At 70.3% G+C, this 19,096-nt stretch carries 14 protein-coding genes; 3 read left to right on the forward strand and 11 right to left on the reverse strand.

The features are described from left to right. The first annotated feature begins 8 nt into the window (after window positions 1-8). Window positions 9-1,724 (forward strand): FAD-binding dehydrogenase, encoded by a 1,716-nt coding sequence (locus ACQEVI_RS06910; protein ID WP_432896035.1) that lies wholly within the window; start codon window positions 9-11, stop codon window positions 1,722-1,724. Between the two features lie 73 nt (window positions 1,725-1,797). Here the strand turns inward: ACQEVI_RS06910 and ACQEVI_RS06915 are convergent, their stop codons facing one another. The 4 genes from ACQEVI_RS06915 to ACQEVI_RS06930 form a co-directional block, all read right to left on the reverse strand. After that, entirely contained in the window at window positions 1,798-2,847 is a 1,050-nt protein-coding gene (locus ACQEVI_RS06915; protein WP_432896038.1) for a prephenate dehydrogenase, read from the reverse strand. Continuing rightward, window positions 2,844-3,866: a prephenate dehydratase gene (locus ACQEVI_RS06920; protein WP_432896041.1), complete on the reverse strand. Its 1,023-nt coding sequence runs from the start codon at window positions 3,864-3,866 to the stop codon at window positions 2,844-2,846. The genes ACQEVI_RS06915 and ACQEVI_RS06920 overlap by 4 nt, the downstream gene beginning before the upstream one ends. Next, window positions 3,857-4,696, reverse strand: a complete 840-nt coding sequence (locus ACQEVI_RS06925) for a hypothetical protein (RefSeq protein ID WP_432896043.1) — start codon at window positions 4,694-4,696, stop codon at window positions 3,857-3,859. Before ACQEVI_RS06925 ends, ACQEVI_RS06920 begins: the two co-directional genes overlap by 10 nt. 66 nt (window positions 4,697-4,762) lie before the next feature. Then, window positions 4,763-7,885, reverse strand: coding sequence for a VanW family protein (locus tag ACQEVI_RS06930; protein ID WP_432896046.1), 3,123 nt, complete (start codon window positions 7,883-7,885; stop codon window positions 4,763-4,765). 88 nt (window positions 7,886-7,973) lie between these two features. Between ACQEVI_RS06930 and ACQEVI_RS06935 the strand changes: the two genes are divergently transcribed. Continuing rightward, window positions 7,974-8,270, forward strand: a complete 297-nt coding sequence (locus tag ACQEVI_RS06935; protein ID WP_432896049.1) for a hypothetical protein — start codon at window positions 7,974-7,976, stop codon at window positions 8,268-8,270. Between the two features lie 400 nt (window positions 8,271-8,670). Here the strand turns inward: ACQEVI_RS06935 and ACQEVI_RS06940 are convergent, their stop codons facing one another. Continuing rightward, window positions 8,671-9,069 (reverse strand): hypothetical protein, encoded by a 399-nt coding sequence (locus tag ACQEVI_RS06940; protein ID WP_432896051.1) that lies wholly within the window; start codon window positions 9,067-9,069, stop codon window positions 8,671-8,673. A gap of 58 nt (window positions 9,070-9,127) precedes the next feature. Between ACQEVI_RS06940 and ACQEVI_RS06945 the strand changes: the two genes are divergently transcribed. Continuing rightward, a complete protein-coding gene (locus ACQEVI_RS06945) occupies window positions 9,128-9,697 on the forward strand; it encodes a hypothetical protein (protein ID WP_432896053.1) in 570 nt (189 codons plus the stop codon). On the opposite strand, the gene ACQEVI_RS06950 is transcribed toward ACQEVI_RS06945, so the two are convergent. The 6 genes from ACQEVI_RS06950 to ACQEVI_RS06975 all read right to left on the reverse strand — a co-directional run bounded on the left by ACQEVI_RS06950 (window position 9,618) and on the right by ACQEVI_RS06975 (window position 18,508). Next, window positions 9,618-10,856, reverse strand: coding sequence for a PIG-L family deacetylase (locus tag ACQEVI_RS06950; protein ID WP_432896055.1), 1,239 nt, complete (start codon window positions 10,854-10,856; stop codon window positions 9,618-9,620). The genes ACQEVI_RS06945 and ACQEVI_RS06950 overlap by 80 nt on opposite strands. 34 nt (window positions 10,857-10,890) lie before the next feature. Next, window positions 10,891-12,834: a translational GTPase TypA gene (gene typA, locus ACQEVI_RS06955; protein ID WP_432896058.1), complete on the reverse strand. Its 1,944-nt coding sequence runs from the start codon at window positions 12,832-12,834 to the stop codon at window positions 10,891-10,893. 205 nt (window positions 12,835-13,039) lie between these two features. Beyond that, window positions 13,040-14,782, reverse strand: a complete 1,743-nt coding sequence (locus tag ACQEVI_RS06960; protein WP_432896061.1) for a dipeptide ABC transporter ATP-binding protein — start codon at window positions 14,780-14,782, stop codon at window positions 13,040-13,042. Next, the gene (locus tag ACQEVI_RS06965) at window positions 14,779-15,738 is read right to left on the reverse strand and encodes an ABC transporter permease (protein WP_432896064.1); all 960 of its coding nucleotides are present in this window, start codon (window positions 15,736-15,738) and stop codon (window positions 14,779-14,781) included. Before ACQEVI_RS06965 ends, ACQEVI_RS06960 begins: the two co-directional genes overlap by 4 nt. Further along, entirely contained in the window at window positions 15,731-16,657 is a 927-nt protein-coding gene (locus ACQEVI_RS06970; RefSeq protein WP_432896066.1) for an ABC transporter permease, read from the reverse strand. Before ACQEVI_RS06970 ends, ACQEVI_RS06965 begins: the two co-directional genes overlap by 8 nt. Window positions 16,658-16,810: 153 nt before the next feature. Continuing rightward, the gene (locus ACQEVI_RS06975; protein WP_432896069.1) at window positions 16,811-18,508 is read right to left on the reverse strand and encodes a peptide ABC transporter substrate-binding protein; all 1,698 of its coding nucleotides are present in this window, start codon (window positions 18,506-18,508) and stop codon (window positions 16,811-16,813) included. Window positions 18,509-19,096: the final 588 nt, after the last annotated feature.

The raw sequence follows: 19,096 nt of genomic DNA on the forward strand, positions 1-19,096 counted from the left end.
GTTCGCTCATGACTGACTCTGCCTACAACAACGACGTTGCCGCCACGGTCGAGACCGACGTCGTAGTCATCGGCGCGGGGTTGTCCGGGCTGGTCACGGCGACCGAGCTGACGGCGGCGGGCAAGCGGGTGGTCCTGCTCGACCAGGAGCCCGCCGCGTCGCTGGGCGGTCAGGCGTGGTGGTCGTTCGGCGGGTTGTTCCTCGTGGACTCCCCCGAGCAGCGCCGCCTCAAGGTGAAGGACTCGTTCGATCTCGCCTTCGCCGACTGGCTCGGCTCCGCCCGGTTCGCGCCGGGTGCCGAGCGCGGCGAGGGTCCGGACCGCTTCGGCTACCGGTGGGCCAAGGGGTTCGTGGAGTTCGCGGCCGGTGACATGCGGCCGTGGCTGCACGCCAAGGGGGTGCGCTGGTTCCCTGCCGTGCAGTGGGCGGAGCGGGGCGGGTACCCGGCGGGCGGCCACGGCAACTCGGTGCCGCGCTTCCACGTCACCTGGGGCACGGGCCCCGCCGTCGTCGCGCCGTTCGTCACCGCCGCGCGCGAGGCGAACCGGGCCGGGCTGCTGGACCTGCGCTTCCGGCACCGGGTCACGTCCCTGGTCACCACCGACGGCCGGGTCACGGGGGTGCGTGCCGAGATCCTTGCCGACGACGGCGTGGGCCGCGGCGAACCCTCCAGCCGCACGGTGACCGGCGAGGTGGAGCTGTCCGCGCAGGCCGTGGTCGTCGCGAGCGGCGGTATCGGTGCGAACCACGATCTGGCCCGCGCCCACTGGTCGGCGGACGCCGGCCGGCTGCCCGCCCGGATGCTGTCGGGCGTGCCGGACTCCACCGACGGGCTCATGCTCGGCGTCGCCGCCGCGTCCGGCGCCGCGCTGGTGCACGAGGACCGGATGTGGCACTACCCCGAGGGAATCGCGAACCACTCGCCGGTCTGGTCCGGGCACGGCATCCGGATCCTCCCCGGCCCGTCGTCCCTGTGGCTCGACGCCGACGGCGGTCGCCTGCCCAGCCCGCTGTTCCCCGGTTTCGACGCGCTCGGCGCGCTGCAGCACGTGACCACCCGCGGGGACGACCACTCCTGGTTCGTGCTGAACAAGACGATCATGGAGAAGGAGTTCGCGCTGTCGGGCTCCGAGCAGAACCCGGACCTGACCGGCAAGTCGGTACCGCTGCTGCTGGAGCGTGTACGCGGGAAGTCGGTGCCGGTGCGGACGTTCGCCGAGCGGTCGGAGGAGTTCCTCTGGGCGAGCACGCCCGCTGAGCTCGCCGCGAAGATGAACGCCCTCACCGAGGCCACCGAGGGCTCGTCCGGGCACGTCGACGCCGAGGAGCTGGCCGCCCTCATCACGGCCCGGGACGCGCAGGTGGCCACGGGTCTCGGCAAGGACCCGCAGGTCGTGGCGACGTCGGCCGCGCGGCACTTCATCGTGGACAAGGCCATCCGGGTGTCCCCGCCGCGCGCCCTCACCGACCCTCAGGACGGACCGCTGCTCGCCGTCCGCCTGACGGTACTGACCCGCAAGACGCTCGGCGGCCTCTGGTGCGACGAGACGGGCCGCGCGCTGACCCCGTCCGGCGACGTGCTGGAGGGCCTGTGGGCCGTCGGCGAGGCCGCGGGCTTCGGCGGCGGCGGATCGCACGGACACCGCGCGCTGGAGGGCACGTTCCTGGGCGGTTGCCTCTTCACGGGCCGGACGACGGGCCGGGCCCTGGCCGCGGCGCTGTAAACCGTCGGGGCATGACGAAGGCGGCTGGGCTGTGTACGAACACTGCCTGCCGCCTTCACCTGGATCTGCTGTCTCAACGCGCCGACCGGAGCTCCGCGCCTCGGTCGTCGAGCCGGATGACCACGGCGCCCTGAGCGCAGCGGCTCACCAGCTCCGCCGGCCAGTCGCCCGTCAGCGGCACCATCTCGGCGTCCGCGCCGACGCCGGTGCGGGCACTGTCGCCCGGACGCAGGCCGGTCGCCCGCGGCCCGCCCGGGCGGCCGATCAGCTCCCGCACCGGGTCGGGACGGTCGAAGAACCAGTGCGTCGGCGCGTTGGACTCGAGCTCGTCCGCGAGCCGTTCGAGGTCCCGGGCCGCGAGCCGCAGCACCGGAGCCACCCAGGCGGCGTTCTCGGTGACCATCGCCTCGGTGCGGCGTGGGTCGGTGAGCCCGACCCGGGTCCCGTCCCGGAACGAGCCGGCCGCGAGCCCCAGCGCCAGGTCCCGCACCGGCGCGCCTGACACCGCCCCCAGCAGCTGGTTGGCCAGCACGTGCGGGACGTGCGACACGAGGGCGGCCGCCTCGTCGTGCAGGTCGTCGGTGAGCACGGCGGCCGTCCCGCCGAGCGGGCCGGTGACCAGCCGCAGCACCCGTTCCAGCCGGACGGGGTCGGTCCCGGCCACGCCGGCCACGGCCGCCGCACAGGTCACCGCCCACGGGATGCCCTGCATGAGCTCAGCGGACGATGCACCGAACCCGCTCCGTTCGGTCCCCGACATCGGGTGCGCCCCCACGTAACGGCCGCCCAGACCGGCGTCCGCCACGGCCTCCCGCACCGGCGCCTTCACCGAGCCGACGTCGGTCACCGTCGGGTCCCAGCCCGGCTCGCCCGCCAGCGCCTCGGCGAGCTCCCCGGCGACCGCGTGCATGGCGCGCAGCGGCGCGGCGAGCACCACGATCTCGGGACGGTGCAGGGCGAGCCCCGCGACGTCGTCCACCACCGAGAGGCCCGCCGCGCGGGCCTCCTCGTTGGACGCCGGGTCGGTCGCGACGACCGGCACACCCGCCGCCTGCAGTGCCTTGGCCAGGGAGCCGCCGATCAGGCCCAGGCCAACTATCCCCACCGGGCCGCTGCCGCTCACCACAGCAGCCCGCGTTCACGTGCCTGGTCGGAGTCCTTGGCCGAGATCGAGCCGACCGGGACGTGGTCCGGGTCGAGCACGCCGTCGAGGGCCCGGAAGCCGGCGCCCGCGGGGAACAGGCCGAGCGTCTTGAGGGAGTCGCCGGCGGCGAGCAGGTCGCTCACCACCTCGCGGGCGCCCTGGTCCCACGGCGCCTCGTCGAACGTCACGACGAAGACGTACTTGCTCTCCTGCGCCTTGAGCGGCCGCGTGATCAGGCTCGACATGTTCACGCCCCGGTCCCCGAACGCTGCGGTGATCCGCGCGAGCACGCCCGGCCCGGTCACCGCCGGGGTGATGGCCAGCATCGTCTTCCAGGCCGTCGCGCCCGCCGCACGAGACCGCGCGAGGTGCGCGTCGGCCGCGCTCCGCCGGGTCAGGACCAGGAACCGGGTGCGTCCGCCGCGGAAGTCCTCCACCGCCTTCGCGTACGTCTCCAGCCCGTAGAGCTCGCCGCAGATCGTGGGCCCGAGCGCGATGGTGCCCGGTCCGGCATCGCGGCAGGCCGCCGCGTTGGACGACGCCGGCGCGGTCGCCAGGCCGGTGCTCGTGACGAAGCCGGCGCACTGCGCCAGGCCGTGCGGGTGCGCGGAGACCTCGGTCAGCTCACCGTGACCAGGTCGCACGAACGCGTCGAACGACACGTCGAGCGCCACCTCGTCCACCGCCACGACGTCCGGGCTGGACAGCAGCGCGTCCAGCGAGGGCACGACGTAGCCCTCGACCGACGACTCGATGGCGACGACGCCGACGTCGGCCGTCCCGTCGGCCACGGCATCGTGCACGTTCTTGACGGTGGCCAGCGGCTCGACGGTCATGTCGCCCGTGGAACCATCTGCCGCGGTGTGCTGGCCCGCCCACTCCAGCGCCGCCTGGTGCGTGAACGTCCCCTCCGGGCCCAGGTACGCGGCCCGGGTGCCGCCCTCTGTGCCCGCCTCCGTGATGCCCGCCTCCGTGATGCCCGCCACCGTCATGCCCATCGGGGCGTCAGGGCGTCCGGCCCGGGCACGAACGACTCGCCGGGCAGGACGGCCAGGGTGCGGTGCGCGACGCCCCGCTCGGTCAGCGCGGCGACCAGGTCGCTCAGCACGTCCGACGTCGGACAGGAGAACGACGTGAAGAACACGTGCGGCCCGGCCGACGACGGCTGGCTGCGGAGGTGGTCCAGGTCGAGGCCGGCGTCGGCGATGAGCGCGAGCGTCGGCTGCAGGGAGCCGAGGTGGTCGTCGGCCGGCCCGAACGCGAGCCACACCTGCGCGGGCTCGGCGAAGGGCGGCCAGTCGTCACGGGACTCCAGGAGCCCGTACCAGCCGGGTCCGCCCTCGGCGAGCGCGGCGCTGTCGGGCAGCTCGGCGAAGCCCGCCGGGACCCGGGACCGCTCGATCACCAGGGACCCGCCCTCACCCGCGAGGGCTATCCGCTCCTCGACCGTCGCACGCGTCGGCACGAGGCGCGGGCTGGCGCCGAGGCTCCGCAGGACGCTCGCGCAGTCGCGCATCCCTGCCTCGTCGACCACCACCTGGCCCACGGTCGAGCCCGCACCGACCCACACCCACTGACCGGGCACGGCTACCGCACACGTCACGATGAGCGACGACGCACCCTCCAGGAGGGCGCGCTCGAGGCCTGGGGCGGGGTGCTCCGGGTGTCCCAGGTGCACCACCGCCGCCAGCGCCTCGATGCCGGCCACCGTGGCGAGCGTGTCCGCCGTGGTGCCGAGGTCCAGCAGTTCGACCGGGTCGTTCCAGCCCGCCATCTGCGCGGCAAGCACCGCGTGCGCGGGAGACTCCCGCTCGCTACGTCCAAGCATGTGCGAAACCTACCGCCGGTGAGCCGTCTGAGCCTTACCGGAAAGCCCTACCGGCTGTCACAGGTGCTAGTCACAGACCACCGGGTTGTCCGGGTTGTACGTGTGGTTGAAGGAGTTCTCCTTGGCCAGCTCGTCGCCGAGGTAGACCTTGCGGGTGATGCCGATCGAGAAGCCGGCTTCGCCGCCCGGGTAGGGCTTGCAGTCGGCCGACGAGTCGTGGATCACCGACGGGGGAGTGACGTTCGTCTTGCCGGTGTTGCTCTCCTCGACCCGGTAGTGCTTCGTGCTCCAGATCTTGACCCAGAGCTCGCCGCCCGCCACGTAGGACTGGAGCACCGCACCGTAGGGCGTGTCGTTGGTGAACTTCATGTCCTTGGCGCCCACGTAGATCGTGGCCTCGCGACCTGGTGGGTAGCGCGTGAACCAGAAGGAGTGCGCGTGATGCTCCACGTCCTCGTAGCCGGCGAAGAACCCTGCGTTGAAGGTCGTCGTCGCCATCTGCGAGAGCCCGCCGCCCACTGCCTCGACGTGCCGGCCGTTCTCGATGACGCCCGCGTCGAAGTAGCCGTTCTCCAGCGTGATCGGCGCCAGGGCGTCGAGCAGGGAGAACGTCTCCCCCGGCTTCACGAGGTTGCCGGTGATCATCTCGGCGCCGCGCACCAGGTTCTGCGTGCGTACGGGTTCGTTCGTCAGCGGCGTGTGGAACTCCGAGACCACTTCCTTGACCCCGAGGGCCTTCAGGGAGTCGACGGTCTCCTTCGGGTCCTGCTCGACCAGCTCGACCGACGTCTCACGGTCGTCGCTCGTCGCGGCGGTCTGCACGGCCTTGCTCGCGTCGGCGGGATCCAGGGTGGTGCCCGTCTTGCCCCCGACGGCCGTCGGCTTGCCGCCGGCGAACTCGAAGTGGGCGTCGGACGGCACCTCCAGCAGGTCGTCGGTACCGTCGACGACTGCCTCGACGGTCGCTTCACCGTCGACGAAGGTGGCGAGCTTGCCGTCCCGCTGCTCGAACCGGAACAGCCCCGCCAGCACGTCCGGCGCCAGGACCGGCGACTGTCCACCGACCGACACCGTGACCGGCCCCGAGATGACCTTCTGCGCGATGGCGTAGCTCTCGTCGGTCTCCTGCTGCGTGATCGTCGGCTCGACCGGTTCGACCGGCAGGTCGTACGGACCCTGCTGGAGGATCCAGCGCTCCTGGATGATGCGCGAGGTCTCGCTCGCGACGATCCGCGAGCCCTCCTTCGGGTCGGTCTTGACCGCCTGTCCGTCGACGAACGAGACGGTGCCGTCCACGGGCTCGACGGCGAGCGACTCCTCGAGGCCGGCCACCGCGGCGTCGAACTTCTTCTGGTCGATGGCCAGGACGAGCGCCTCGGCCGGGCCGCCGAACATGTGCTCCCACATCCGCACCGGGCTCAGCGAGAACTCGGTGAGCTCTGCCGCCGTCGCCTCCGCGTCGACGGCGAGACCGCTCGGCTCCGGGGAGAGCTGGGCCTTGCCCTCACCCGCGGTGAGCTCGATCGGCTCCTTGACCCGCGAGGCGAGCTGCTCGTCGATCGCGGCGGCGGCCTGGGCCTGCGTCATACCGCCGACGTCGATGCCGGCCACCGTGGTCTCGCGCGGCGCCTTGTCGCTCAGACCCCACGCCACGAAGGCGTAGACCGCGAACAGCAGGACGACGACCAGCACGGAGATCAGCGCGATCTTCGGGCCGCGGCTCGGGGCGCCGTCTCCGGCGAGACCGAAGAACTCACCCTGGCCGGACGCGCCCGGACCGTTGGGCCCGACGGGGCCGAACGGTCCACCGGGACCGCCCGGTCCGGCGGGGCCCTGCGGCCCACCGGGTTCCTGGGCGGAGGCTGCCGACGGCGCCGCATCCGGACGCACCGGCGCCCAGCGGGTACCGGCCAGCGGACGGGACACCCGCTGGATGGCGCCGGTCAGCGGCTTCAGGAAGGGGTTCTGTTCGGGCGCCGCCTGCGGAACCGCACCGGGAGGCGGCGCGATCGCGCCCGACTGCGGGTCGGGCGAACGCGGCGGGACCGATGGCGGAGCCGCTGGCGAGGTCGGGACGGCGGCCGGGGGTGTGGTCGGGGCGGCGGCACTCGCCGCTGCGGCGCCGGCGCCGGCGGCAGCACCTGCTGCGGCTCCGGCGGACGTCGTGCTGGGCGTCGTGCTGGGCGTCGTGCTGGGCGTCGAGGTGCGCGGAGCCGACTCGACGGGCGCTGCCTTGCCGGGCGCATCCGTCTTGGGCGCCGGCGCCTCGGGTGCCACCGTCCTGGGGACGACCGCCGGGGCGGTGCCCGCAGGGGCGGGGTGTGCGGGCGCAGGAGCCGCAGGTGTTGCGGCGGCCGCGTCGGCGGAAGCGGGCCTGGCTGCTGCGGCGCCGGCCGCCGCGGTCGTCGCTGCCGCCGCACCGGCTGCGGCACCTGCTGCGGCACCGAATGCCGCCGCGGGGCGCGGGGCGTCGGCGGCCGGTGTACCGGGGACCGGCCCGGCCGAGGTTGCGGTCTTCGCCTCGTCGGACGTCCTGCCCCCGTCCGTCACGGCGGGAGCCTGTCCAACGGGCGCGGCGGGTTCGGCCGGCTGCGCAGGGGCCTGCGGCGGCGTGGCCGCACCTTCGGCATTGTTCGCCCCGGGGGCCGTCTTGGGCGGACGGTCGAACGCGAAGACCCGCGGCGTGTAGCCGCTCCGCGGCGCCGCGGCCGCCTTCGTCGGCGGCGTCTTCAGCTTCTCCACCACCGTCTGCAGCACCGCGACCGGTACGGGGTCGACGACGGCCGGCGCGACCGGTGCGCTCTCGCTCGTGGGCTTGTTCGAGGCGGATGCGCTCACGGGCGCGGGCTGGCTCGGAGCGTCGGCCTTGCTCGGAGCCTTGGGCTCGATCGGAGCCGAAGCGGCAGGCTCACTCGGGGCCTGGCGCTCGGCCGGGGCCGCGACCTCAGGCTTGCTCGGAGCCTTGGACTCGATCGGGCCTGCGGCCTCGGGCCTGGTGGGGGCCTTGGGCTCAGCAGAAGCGGCGACCTCTGGCTTGCCCGGAGCCTTGGACTCGATCGGGGCCACGACCTCGGGTCCGGTCGGGGCCTTGGATTCGCTCGGGGCGACCCCAGGCGTGGTCGGGGCCTCGGGGTCGCTCGAGACTGCGACCTCGGGCTTGCTCGAAGCCTCGGGCTCGCTCGGAGCCACGACCTGAGGCTTGGTCGGGGCAGCGGGCGTTCCCGGAGCCGCAGGCTCGTTCGCCGATCCGGACGCGGGCTCGCCAGGAGTCTCCGCCTTGTTCGAAGACACGGGCGGGTTCGAGGAAGCGGGCGGGACCGGCGCCTCGGACGTGCCAGGAACCTCCGGCTCGCTCGGCGTCGCAGGCGGAGCCGCCGACTCGGGTCCGCCCGGTGTGCCGGCCGGCACCTCGGCGTCCGCTCCGGGACCCCTGGGGGCGCTCTCGGGTGCCGCGGGCGGTGCCGCGGGCGGCACGACGGGCGGACGCGGGGTCTCAGGGGCCTCGGACTGCTCCGGAGGGGTCACGGGCTGGGCCTTCTCTGGGGATCTGGGGGCCGGGTTCGCGGTCGATTGACCGGCCGGTACTGAGGTCTGCGCTGCCCCGGGGTCGCTCGAGCGTATCGGGGGCTTCGCAACCTGCCTCGGCACGCCGCCAGGGCGCGTTCGGGACAAGGGGGGAGGCATCACCGGGGCGGGTTGTGTCCCAGTGCTCTCGTCTGACGTCGGCTCGAGCGGTTCGTCACGCTCGGTCGGCTGGCCCATCGGCACGCTCCGTGCAACTACCCGAGACGCGGGCTCTCCGCGTCCCCCAAGGGCGCACCTGGCCTGCGGCGAATCCGCTGGACGGGGCCGCCCTGCCGGGCATCCTATCCAGCGACAATCCCGCCCGAGGCCGCGTACTGGACGCCCCGAGGTGGAGGTTGTGTATCAATCCTGACCACCATCCTGAACCAGCCTGCGAAGGACCGCAGACGTCAGGCGGCAGGCCGATCTCGGCGTGCCGGAACCTCAGCGAACCACGACGACGGCAGGAACGCGACGACCGCCAGGACCGCCACCCCCGAGTACGACCAGACCATGCCGAGCACACCTGCCGGGACCACGACGTCGCCACCGGAACCCGGAAGCGACAGGGCCTGCACCATGGCGACCCAGCCCACGCCAAATCCAAGCAGTGTGCCGTAACCGGCCCAGGCGCGCGCGAGCACGCCCGCCGCGGCGGTCAGAGCCAGTGCGAGCGCCAGTCCGAGGTACCACGAGTCGTCACCGAACCGGTGCACCACGGTCCCGAGTCCGCCCATGACCACGCCGAGCAGCACGGCGAGCAGGGTGCGCACGATCGTTCGTCCGAGGTGACGTCCGGGTGAGTTCACCCAGCCATTGTCCAGCATTCACCTGGGAGGACACTGCGAATGTGCAACACTCCGGCGGGTGAATACGCTTCAGGAACAGACTCAGCTCATCGTTCGGCAGCGCGTCCGGCTGATGGTCAACCAGTACGAGGTGCACGGCGCGCGTCCGGACGGCTCCGAGGGCGAGCTCTACGCGTTCGCGCAGCAGAAGCGCATGGCCTTCCGCGAGCAGGTGACTCTCTACACCGACGACACCAAGCGGGAACCGGTACTCGGCTTCAAGGCGCGCCAGGTGATGGACCTCGGCGCCACCTACGACGTCGTCGACGGCGGCGGCAGCCCGGTCGGCTCGTTCCGCAAGGACTTCGCCAAGTCGCTGCTGCGCACCACCTGGCACGTCGAGCAGCCCGGACTGGGCACGGCCACGGGGTCCGAGCGCAGCATGATGGTCGCGATCATCCGCCGGTTCACCGAGATCGACTGGCTGCCCTACCACTTCGACTTCCTGATCGACGGCCGGCCCGCGTTCTCGGTGGAGAAGAAGTGGGGCCTGCGTGACCGCTACGTCGTCAACATCCAGGACCCGAACATCGACCGTCGGCTCGTGACCGCCATGGCGATCGGCCTGGACGCCCTCCAGGAGCGCTGACCAGATAGGTCTCCGTGGTCAGGATCGGCGCGAGCACGCCGTTGGACAGCGCGTACCACCCGGCGAAGGCCCCCTCGGACCGCGCCAGAACGGTCGCGTGCCGCACCTGCGTGGCATGGGCCTGCAACGCCGCAACAACGCTCTCGACCACGCCCCGGACCCCAACCCGCACCACCCTGGAACGGCCGATGGATGTGGTCGGCAGAAGGTCAGGTGATCGGTAGCTCGAGCTGCCGATCACCTGACGTTCTGCCGACCACACGTTCAGGTTCTCCCGGGCCAGCGGAGGGAGGGGGGCCTCCGGGGGCGGGAAGGTCAGCTTGTGGGCCGCGGCGAGCGTCATCGCCTCCGGCAGCGCCGCCAGCGTCGCGCGCGCCTCGCGCAGCTCGGCCGCGGCTACTACGGCCTGCCACAGCTCGGCGCCCGCCCAGGGCTCGTCCCGCGGTCCGACGCCGGGGGCTGGCGTACCCTCTCCCGCCGACGTGCCTCCGCCGTCGGGTCGCCAGCTCGGGTCCGCCGCGAGCTCGAGCGCACGGACCGTCACCTGGTGCGCGCGAACGTGGTCGGGATGCCCGTACCCGCCCCCGGACTCGTAGGTGGCGACGACGGCAGGGCGACGTGCGCGGACGAGGACCGCGAGCCGGCCGGCGGACTCGTCGAGCGGGACCCGCGCGAACGCCGTCGGCGGGGAGTCCGGTGCCGGCCCGGCGACGCCGGGCGCGACCCAGGTCATGCCGGAGTCCTCGTACCGCACCTCCGCCGAGGCTTCGGACGCGCTGGTATCCCCGGTCGTGGGTAGGCCGGCGGGCGGCAGGGTATCCAGGAAGGCGTGCTCGACGGCGCCGTCGACTCCCCCGCCCAGCTGCCGCAGGGCGGCAGCGAGCTCGCCCTCGCGGTAGGCGCCGAGCGCGGGTCCGTCGCCCTCGAGACCGGCCCGGCCCTCCGACGTCGTACCCGGGAGGGCGATGACCTCGCCGCGTTCCCCGCGCGTGCACGTCACCACGCAGACGGGCCGCCCGGCCGCCGCGAACGTAGCCAGCAGACCGCCGGTCGACAGCGTCTCGTCGTCGGGATGCGCATGAACGGCGAGCACCCCGCCGTCGTCTGCCCCACCGAAAGCACTGAGTGCTGGATATTTGCCCTCTGAACGAACGTTCATGGGCGAATATCCAGCACTCAGCGGGAGGGTTTGGTCAGGCTCGCTTGGCGCGGGCCGTCGCGCGGGCGCGGTCGGTCGCGTTGAGCAGGACCTTGCGGATGCGGACGACCTCAGGGGTCACCTCGACGCACTCGTCCTCCTGCGCGAACTCGAGGGACTCCTCGAGCGTGAGCTTGCGCGGCGGGATGAGGTTCTCGAAGTTGTCGGCGCTGGCGGAGCGCATGTTCGTCAGCTTCTTCTCCTTGGTGATGTTGACGTCCATGTCCTCGTTGCGCGAGTTCTCGCCGACGATCATGCCCTCGTACACCTCCTGCGTGGGCTCCACGAAGAAGGAGCCGCGCTCCTGCAGGTTGATCATGGCGAACGGCGTGACCTTGCCTGCGCGGTCGGAGACGAGCGAGCCGGTCATGCGCGACTCGATCGGGCCGTGCCAGGGCTCGTAGCCGTCACCGATCGAGGCCGCGATACCGGTACCGCGGGTGTCGGTGAGGAACTGGGTGCGGAAGCCGATGAGTCCACGCGCCGGGACCATGAACTCCATGCGGACCCAGCCGGTGCCGTGGTTCGTCATGGTCTCCATGCGGCCCTTGCGCTGCGCCAGGAGCTGCGTGACGGCGCCGAGGTACTCCTCGGGGACGTCGATGGTCATGCGCTCCATCGGCTCGTGCACCTTGCCGTCGATGATCTTGGTGACGACCTGCGGCTTGCCGACCGTGAGCTCGAAGCCCTCGCGGCGCATCTGCTCGACGAGGATGGCCAGGGCCAGCTCGCCACGGCCCTGCACCTCCCAGGCGTCGGGGCGCTCGGTCGGGAGGACCTTGAGCGAGACGTTACCGACGAGCTCGGCGTCGAGGCGGTCCTTCACCTGGCGGGCGGTGACCTTGTGGCCCTTGCCGCCCTTGCCCGCGAGCGGGCCGGTGTTGATACCGATGGTCATCGAGATCGCCGGGTCGTCGACCGTGATGAGCGGCAGCGGCCGCGGGTCGTCGACGTCCGTCAGGGTCTCGCCGATCATGATGTCCGAGATACCGGCGACGGCGACGATCTCGCCGGGGCCGGCCTTGTCGGTCGGCACGCGGTCGAGCGCCTTGGTCTCGAGCAGCTCGGTGATCTTCACGGTCTGCAGCGAGCCGTCGTGGCGGGCCCACGCGACGTTCTGGCCCTTGACCAGGGTGCCGTTGTGGATGCGCAGCAGCGCGAGGCGGCCGAGGAACGGCGACGCGTCGAGGTTGGTGACGTGCGCCTGCAGCGGCATGTCCTCCTCGTACGTCGGCGCCGGGGTCTTCTCGAGGATGGTCGCGAACAGCGGCTCGAGGTCCTCGCTGGCGGGCAGGCCGCCGTCGGCGGGCTGCTCGGTGGAGGCACGGCCGGCCTTGGCCGACGCGTACACGACGGGGACGTCGAGGATGGCGTCCAGGTCGAGGTCCTCGACCTCGTCGGACAGGTCGCTGGCCAGGCCGAGCAGCAGGTCGGTGGTCTCGGCGACGACCTCGGTGATGCGTGCGTCCGGGCGGTCGACCTTGTTCACGACGACGATGACCGGCAGCTTCGCGGCCAGGGCCTTGCGCAGGACGAACCGCGTCTGGGGCAGCGGGCCCTCGGACGCGTCGACGAGCAGCACGACGCCGTCGACCATCGACAGGCCGCGCTCGACCTCACCGCCGAAGTCGGCGTGGCCAGGGGTGTCGATCACGTTGATGGTGATGCCCTCGGGCTCACCGTTCGCCGCGGCCGCCGGGCCGGAGTACCGGATGGCGGTGTTCTTGGCGAGGATCGTGATGCCCTTCTCACGCTCCAGGTCACCCGAGTCCATCACGCGGTCCTCGAGGTGCTGGCGGGCGCCAAAGGATCCGGACTGCCGCAGCATGGCGTCCACGAGCGTGGTCTTGCCGTGGTCGACGTGGGCCACGATCGCGACGTTTCGAAGGTCGGAACGGGTCGCACGGACCGAGGTCGGCGCGGTTGCAGGCACGGTCACGGAGCACTCATTTCCAGAAGGGAGGTCAGGGGCGCGGACTCTGATCCGAGGTGGACCGGTCTCGCAGCACCACCCATCCTACCCGCGAATCGAAATCACCAGGTGTCGACCGTGTCACTGTGCGGTGAACACCCCGAACGTGTCAGACGCTCAGGTCACTGGAGTGACCTGAGCGTCTGACACGTCGTGGGGCGGGAGCCCGAGGTCAGCCGCCGATCTCCAGGCTCGCGCCCGGGATCGCCGCCAGCAGGTCCCGCGTGTACTCCTGCTGCGGGTTGTCGAACACCTCGTCGGTGGTCGCGTGCTCCACGATGCTGCCGTCCTTCATCACGGCCACGAGGTCCGCGATCTGGCGCACCACAGCGAGGTCGTGCGTGATGAAGAGGTAGGACAGCCCCAGCTCGGCCTGCAGGTCGTTGAGCAGCGTCAGGATCTGCGCCTGGACCAGCACGTCGAGCGCCGAGACGGCCTCGTCGAGCACGAGCACCTCGGGCTTGAGCGCCAGCGCACGCGCGATGGCGATACGCTGCCGCTGACCGCCCGACAGCTCGTTCGGGAACCGGCGCATGGTCGCCTGCGGCAGCGAGACCATGTCCAGCAGCTCGCGGACGCGAGCCTCGCGGGACTTGCGGTCGCCCACCCGGTGCAGGGCGAGCGGCTCCTCGATCGAGCGAAAGACCGAGAACACCGGGTCCAGCGAGCCGTACGGGTTCTGGAACACCGGCTGCACCCGACGGCGCAGCGCGAACTGCTCCTTCGCGGACATCGTGGCGACGTCCTTGCCGTCGAACATGACGGCGCCCGACGTCGGTTCGAGCAGTCCCAGCACCATGTTGGCCGCCGTGGACTTGCCGGAGCCCGACTCGCCCACCAGCGCGAGGGTGTGCCCCTTGGGCAGCGCGAAGTCGATGTTGTCGACCGCCGTGAAGTCGGTGTGCGAACCCGGCCGGGAACCGCGAATGCGGAAGACCTTGGTCAGGTCCTTCGCCACGACGACATCGGGGACGGTGGTCTCCACCTCGTCCGCGTGCCCGGCGAGCAGGTCCTCTGCTTCCGCGCCGCGCTCGTGCGCGGACTGGATGCGGCGCGAGGCCAGCGACGGGGCCGAGGCAACGAGCCGCTTGGTGTACTCGTGCTGCGGATCCTGGAGGATCTGCACCGCCGGGCCGGACTCCACGATCTTGCCCTTGTACATCACGATGAGGTGCTCGGCGCGCTCCGCGGCCAGGCCCAGGTCGTGCGTGATGAACAGGACGGCGGTCCCGAGCTCGGCGGTCAGGCCCTCCAGGTGGTCCAGGATCTTCTTCTGGACCGTGACGTCGAGGGCGGACGTCGGTTCGTCCGCGATGAGCAGCTTCGGCCGTGAGGCGAGGCCGATCGCGATGAGCGCTCGCTGGCGCATACCGCCGGAGAACTCGTGCGGGTACTGCCGCGCACGGCGCGCGGCGTCAGGCAGGCCTGCCTCGCCGAGCAGCTCGACGACGCGCGCGGTCCGCTCCGCCTTGCTGCCCTGGAAACCGTTGGCGACCAGGGCCTCGTCGATCTGCGTGCCGATGCGCCACACCGGGTTCAGGTTCGACATCGGGTCCTGCGGCACCAGGCCGATCTCGCGGCCGCGCAGGTCCTCGACCTGCTTGCGCTTCAGCCCGACGAGCTCGCGCCCGCCGAACGAGATGGACCCGGCGGTCACCTTGCCGGTGCCGGGCAGCAGGTCGATGATCGCGTGCGCGGTGGTCGACTTGCCGGAGCCCGACTCGCCGACGATCGCCACGGACTGACCCGGGTAGATCGTGAGGTCCACGCCGCGTACGGCGTCGACCTTGCCGGTGGCCGTGGTGAAGGAGATCTGCAGGTCGCGGATCTCGAGCAGCGGGCTGTTCCGGTCGAGCCTGTCCTCGCCCGCCGGGGCGCCCTCGGTGCCTTCAGTGAGGCTGATCGTGGTCGTCATCGCTTCCTCGCCTTCGGGTCGAGCGCGTCACGCACCACGTCGCCCATCATGATGAAGCTGAGCACGGTCAGCGCGAGCGCGGTCGCCGGGTAGATCATGATTTGCGGGGCCACCCGGATCGATGTCTGAGCCTTCGAGAGGTCACCACCCCACGAGACGGTCGACGTGGGCAATCCGATACCGAGGAAGCTCAGGGTGGCCTCAGCCACGATGAATGTACCGAGCGCCACCGTCGCGTAGACGATGATCGGCGCGGCCGCGTTAGGCAGAACATGCTTGCCCAGGATCGCGAGGCGCCCCATGCCGAGCGCCTTGGCCGCGGTGACGAACTCGTTGTTCTTCACACCGAGCACCGCACCGCGGGTGATGCGCGCGATGGAGGTCCAGCCGAAGACCGAGAGCACCACGGCGACCACTATTTCGTTCCGGTTCTGCAGCAGGCTCATGATCACGATCGCCGCGAGCACGAACGGCACCGCGAAGAAGATGTCGGTGAACCGGGACAGGACCGTGTCGACCCAGCCGCCGAAATATCCGGCGATCGACCCGATGAGGGTACCGAGCACGACGACGAACGTCGTGGCCAGCACACCTACGGTCACCGACGCTCGTGCGCCGTGGATCGCCCGTGCGTAGATGTCGCAGCCCTGCCGGTCGAACCCGAAGATGTGGCCAGCCGCGGGGCCGCCGAGCGAGTCCTCGAGGTGGCACTCGGTCGGGCTCGTCGACGTGAACAGCCCTGGGACGGTCGCCATGAGGACGACGAACAGGATCAGCGCGGCGGAGACCCAGAACAACGGGCGGTGACGCATGTCGCGCCACGCATCACTCCACAGACTGGACGGTGTATCGGAGGCGTTGACAGCATCGACGACCCCAACCTGCACCGCTTCGGGGGGCGCCACGAAATGTTCCTGCCCCGGGCGTGGAGTCTTCTCGTAGCGGTTGTCAGGCATAACGAATCCTCGGGTCCAGGACGGCGTAGAACACGTCGACGATCAGGTTGGCGACGATATAGACGATGACAAGCACCGTCGCCAGTGACACCACCGTCACGTTCTCGCCACGGATGATCGCTTGGTAGAGCGTGCCTCCCACACCGTTCACGTTGAAGATGCCCTCTGTCACGATCGAGCCAGCCATGAGATTGCCCAAGTCGATACCGATAAAGGTGACCACCGGGATGAGGGAGTTGCGCAGTACGTGTCGCGTCATGACCTTGTTCCGCGGCAGGCCCTTGGCGCGGGCCGTGCGCACGAAGTCCGCCGTGATGTTCTCGACGACCGACGTCCGTGTCAGGCGCAAGATATAGGCGAACGACGTCGTGGCCAGGACGATCGCAGGCATCAACAAGCTGATGAAATCGGGATCCCGTCCAGCGGTGATCGGTAGCCAGCCGAGCTGCACGCCCACGATGGCCTGCAGCACGAATCCGATCACGAACGTCGGCACGGAGATGAGCACCAGGCTCCAGAGCAGCACCGTCGAGTCGAACAGCTTGCCCTTGCGCACCCCGGCATACAGACCGAAGCCAATGCCGAGCACTGTCTCGAACGCGATCGCCATGAGCGCGAGCTGGAACGTCACCGGGAAGGCCTGAGCAATCACCTCGACGACCGGTCGCCCGGTGAACGTCACACCCATGTCGAACGTGAAGACGCCCTTGAGGAAGTACAGGTACTGCATGAAGAACGGCTGGTCCAAGTGGTACGCCTCGCGAATGGCGAGCTCGGCAGCCGGCGACAGACCGCGTTCGCCGCCGAGAGCAGCCACAGGATCGCCCGGGCGCAAGAACACGAGCCCATACAGCAGAAGCGTGGCGCCGAGGAACACGGGGATCACCTGCAGTAGCCGGCGTCCGATGTACCAGAGCATTGGTTGGTCTCCTTGGTTGATATCTGCGGAACATTCTCCCGGACCACCTCCGGTGCCCAGCTTCCGCACAGCGGAAGGCGGGGCGCGCAGTCCACGCGCCCCGCCCCTCACCTGGGGTGACAGGTCACTCCGGCGAACCGGAAGTGATTACCCTCACTCCGTCTTGGTCACCTCGTAGAGCAGAGGCATGCTGTCCCAGCCGAACTCGACGTTGTCCACCTGGTCGGAGTGGCCGGCCGTCGTCGAGTAGTACCACTGCGGGATGGCCGGGAGGTCCTGGAAGAGGATCTCCTGAGCCTCGTTGTAGAGCTCGTTGGCCTCCTCGAGCGACGAGGCACCAGCGGCATCCTTGAGAGCGGCGTCGAACTCGTCGCTCTCGTACCGGCCGTCGTTCGAGCCCGCCAACGCCGCCTTGCTGTACAGCGGGCCGAGGTAGTTCTGCAGCGACGGGTAGTCAGCAGACCAGCCGGCACGGAAGATGCCGTCGATGGCACCGCTCGGGCCCTTGTCACGCTCGTTGAGGAACTCGTCGAACGTCGGGTAGCCGGTCATCTCGCAGCTGATGTCCAGGTCGTTCATGTAGCCGTTGCACGTGGCCTCGACCCAGTCCTGATGGGTGGAGTCCGTGTTGGTGTGAATCGTCAGGACGTAGTCGTCCGGCAGCGGGTCTTCCTCGTTCGCCTCGTCCCAGAGCTTCTTGGCCTCTTCGGGGTTGTACTCGGTGACCTCGTTGCCGGGGATCTCACCGGTCCAGCCGTCGATGACGGGAGAGGTGAAGTCCGTGGCGGGGATCCGCGTACCGGCGAAGATGGTCTCCGTGATCTGCTCACGGTTGATCGCCATGGACAGAGCCTGACGACGCTTCAGACCGGCGTCGCCCTGGAACTCGGGCAGCCACTCCGGCACGGTCATCGCCGCGAAGCTCGCGGACGGCTCGCTGACCGCGTTCTCGCCGAGCTCCTCCTCGAACGTGCTCATGGCCGAGGCCGGCACATTCTCAAGGATGTCGAGGTTGCCGCCCTGCAGGTCAGCGTAGGCGGTGTTCTCGTCGGTGTAGACGACGAAGTTGAGACCACCGTTCTGCGCCTCACGGGGACCCGCGTACGACTCGTTCGGCACCAGGCTGATCTGGGACTCGTTCTCCCAGGTCTCCAGCGTGTACGGCCCGTTGACGATCGTGGTGGTCGGCTCGGTGCCGAACGCGTCGGGGTCGTCGAAGAACGCTTCCGGCAGCGGGAAGTACGCCGAGTAGCCGAGGCGGATCGGGAAGTCGGACTCCGGCTGGCTGAGCGTCACCGTGAACTCGGTGTCACTCACGGCCTCAAGGCCGGACAGCGTCTCCGCCGTCGGCTCCTCCGCCATACCGGAGACGTTGCCCTCGTCGTCGAACTCGGGCACGCCCTGGGCCTCTTCGAAGCCCTCGATAGAGGAGAAGAAGCCGGCGCCCTTGGCACCGTTCGGACCGTAGCCCGCCCAGTTCCACGCGTCGACGAAGCTGTTCGCGGTGACGGGGGTACCGTCCGACCACTCCCAGCCGTCCTGGATGGTGATGTTCCAGACCATGTTGTCATCGGACTCGATCGACTCGGCGATCTCGTTGTGCACGACACCCTCGGCGTCGTAGTAGACGAGGCCCGAGTAGAGCTGCTGGACGACGAGTCCGCCCTCGGTCTCGTTGGTCATGGATCCGATCAGCGGGTTCTGGGGTTCACCGTTGCTGATCGTCACGATGCCGGTCGACTCGCCCTCGGCGGGGGTTTCTTCTCCACCGCCACCGCCACAAGCGGTCAGCACGAGCGACGAGGCGAGGGCGAATGCGCCGAGCCCCACAAGTCGCTTACGAGGTGTCACGTGTCCTCCTGGGTAGCAGTTCACCCCGGTCCGACGGGTTGCCGTCCGGAGCGATGCGGACGCTTCTTTGCGCCCAGTGATAACAGACCTAACGTAGCCGCTGCATCCAGATGCCGATGACCAACTCACAGGAAACGCCACCGAGTTGTGACCATCTCGGTACGCGCGGGTAACACTCGGTAACAGTTCTGACCAGGCGGTTCTCACACTCGTAACAAAGGTGCCACCAGGCCGCTCACCAGGAAATTCACCCGTTGCCTCAGGCCATCACCTGCCCCTTCGCGCAACTCGACCAGCACGAGACAGGCTCCGCCAACAGCAAGACGAAGCGATGCCCGGCCGCACAGCGCGGCCGGGCATCGCTTCGTAACAGGTCGGGCCGCCGCCCGGCCGGGTGCTGGCCCACCCGATCAGGGGGTCATGCGCCCGGCTGGTCACCTGCTTACGGAGTCACCTCGAGACTCCGACCCCGTGGTAGGTGACTCGCTGGCCACGAGGGCAGGCGGGCCCACGAACTTCCTTGGTTGCGTTGTCACCAGGTGCAGTAACCCAGCCGGTCAATAGCAAGGCACCACCATTGCACCTCGA

The sequence above is a fragment of the Promicromonospora sp. CA-289599 genome (assembly GCF_050936155.1).
Classification (GTDB): domain Bacteria; phylum Actinomycetota; class Actinomycetes; order Actinomycetales; family Cellulomonadaceae; genus Promicromonospora.

What these genes read in the sequence shown, in the direction of transcription:
- ACQEVI_RS06910 (WP_432896035.1), top strand. Translation starts at nt 9, where the DNA reads ATGACTGACTCTGCCTACAACAACGACGTTGCCGCCACGGTCGAGACC.
- ACQEVI_RS06920 (WP_432896041.1), bottom strand. Translation starts at nt 3,866, where the DNA reads ATGGGCATGACGGTGGCGGGCATCACGGAGGCGGGCATCACGGAGGCG.
- ACQEVI_RS06925 (WP_432896043.1), bottom strand. Translation starts at nt 4,696, where the DNA reads ATGCTTGGACGTAGCGAGCGGGAGTCTCCCGCGCACGCGGTGCTTGCC.
- ACQEVI_RS06950 (WP_432896055.1), bottom strand. Translation starts at nt 10,856, where the DNA reads ATGAACGTTCGTTCAGAGGGCAAATATCCAGCACTCAGTGCTTTCGGT.
- ACQEVI_RS06960 (WP_432896061.1), bottom strand. Translation starts at nt 14,782, where the DNA reads ATGACGACCACGATCAGCCTCACTGAAGGCACCGAGGGCGCCCCGGCG.
- ACQEVI_RS06965 (WP_432896064.1), bottom strand. Translation starts at nt 15,738, where the DNA reads ATGCCTGACAACCGCTACGAGAAGACTCCACGCCCGGGGCAGGAACAT.
- ACQEVI_RS06970 (WP_432896066.1), bottom strand. Translation starts at nt 16,657, where the DNA reads ATGCTCTGGTACATCGGACGCCGGCTACTGCAGGTGATCCCCGTGTTC.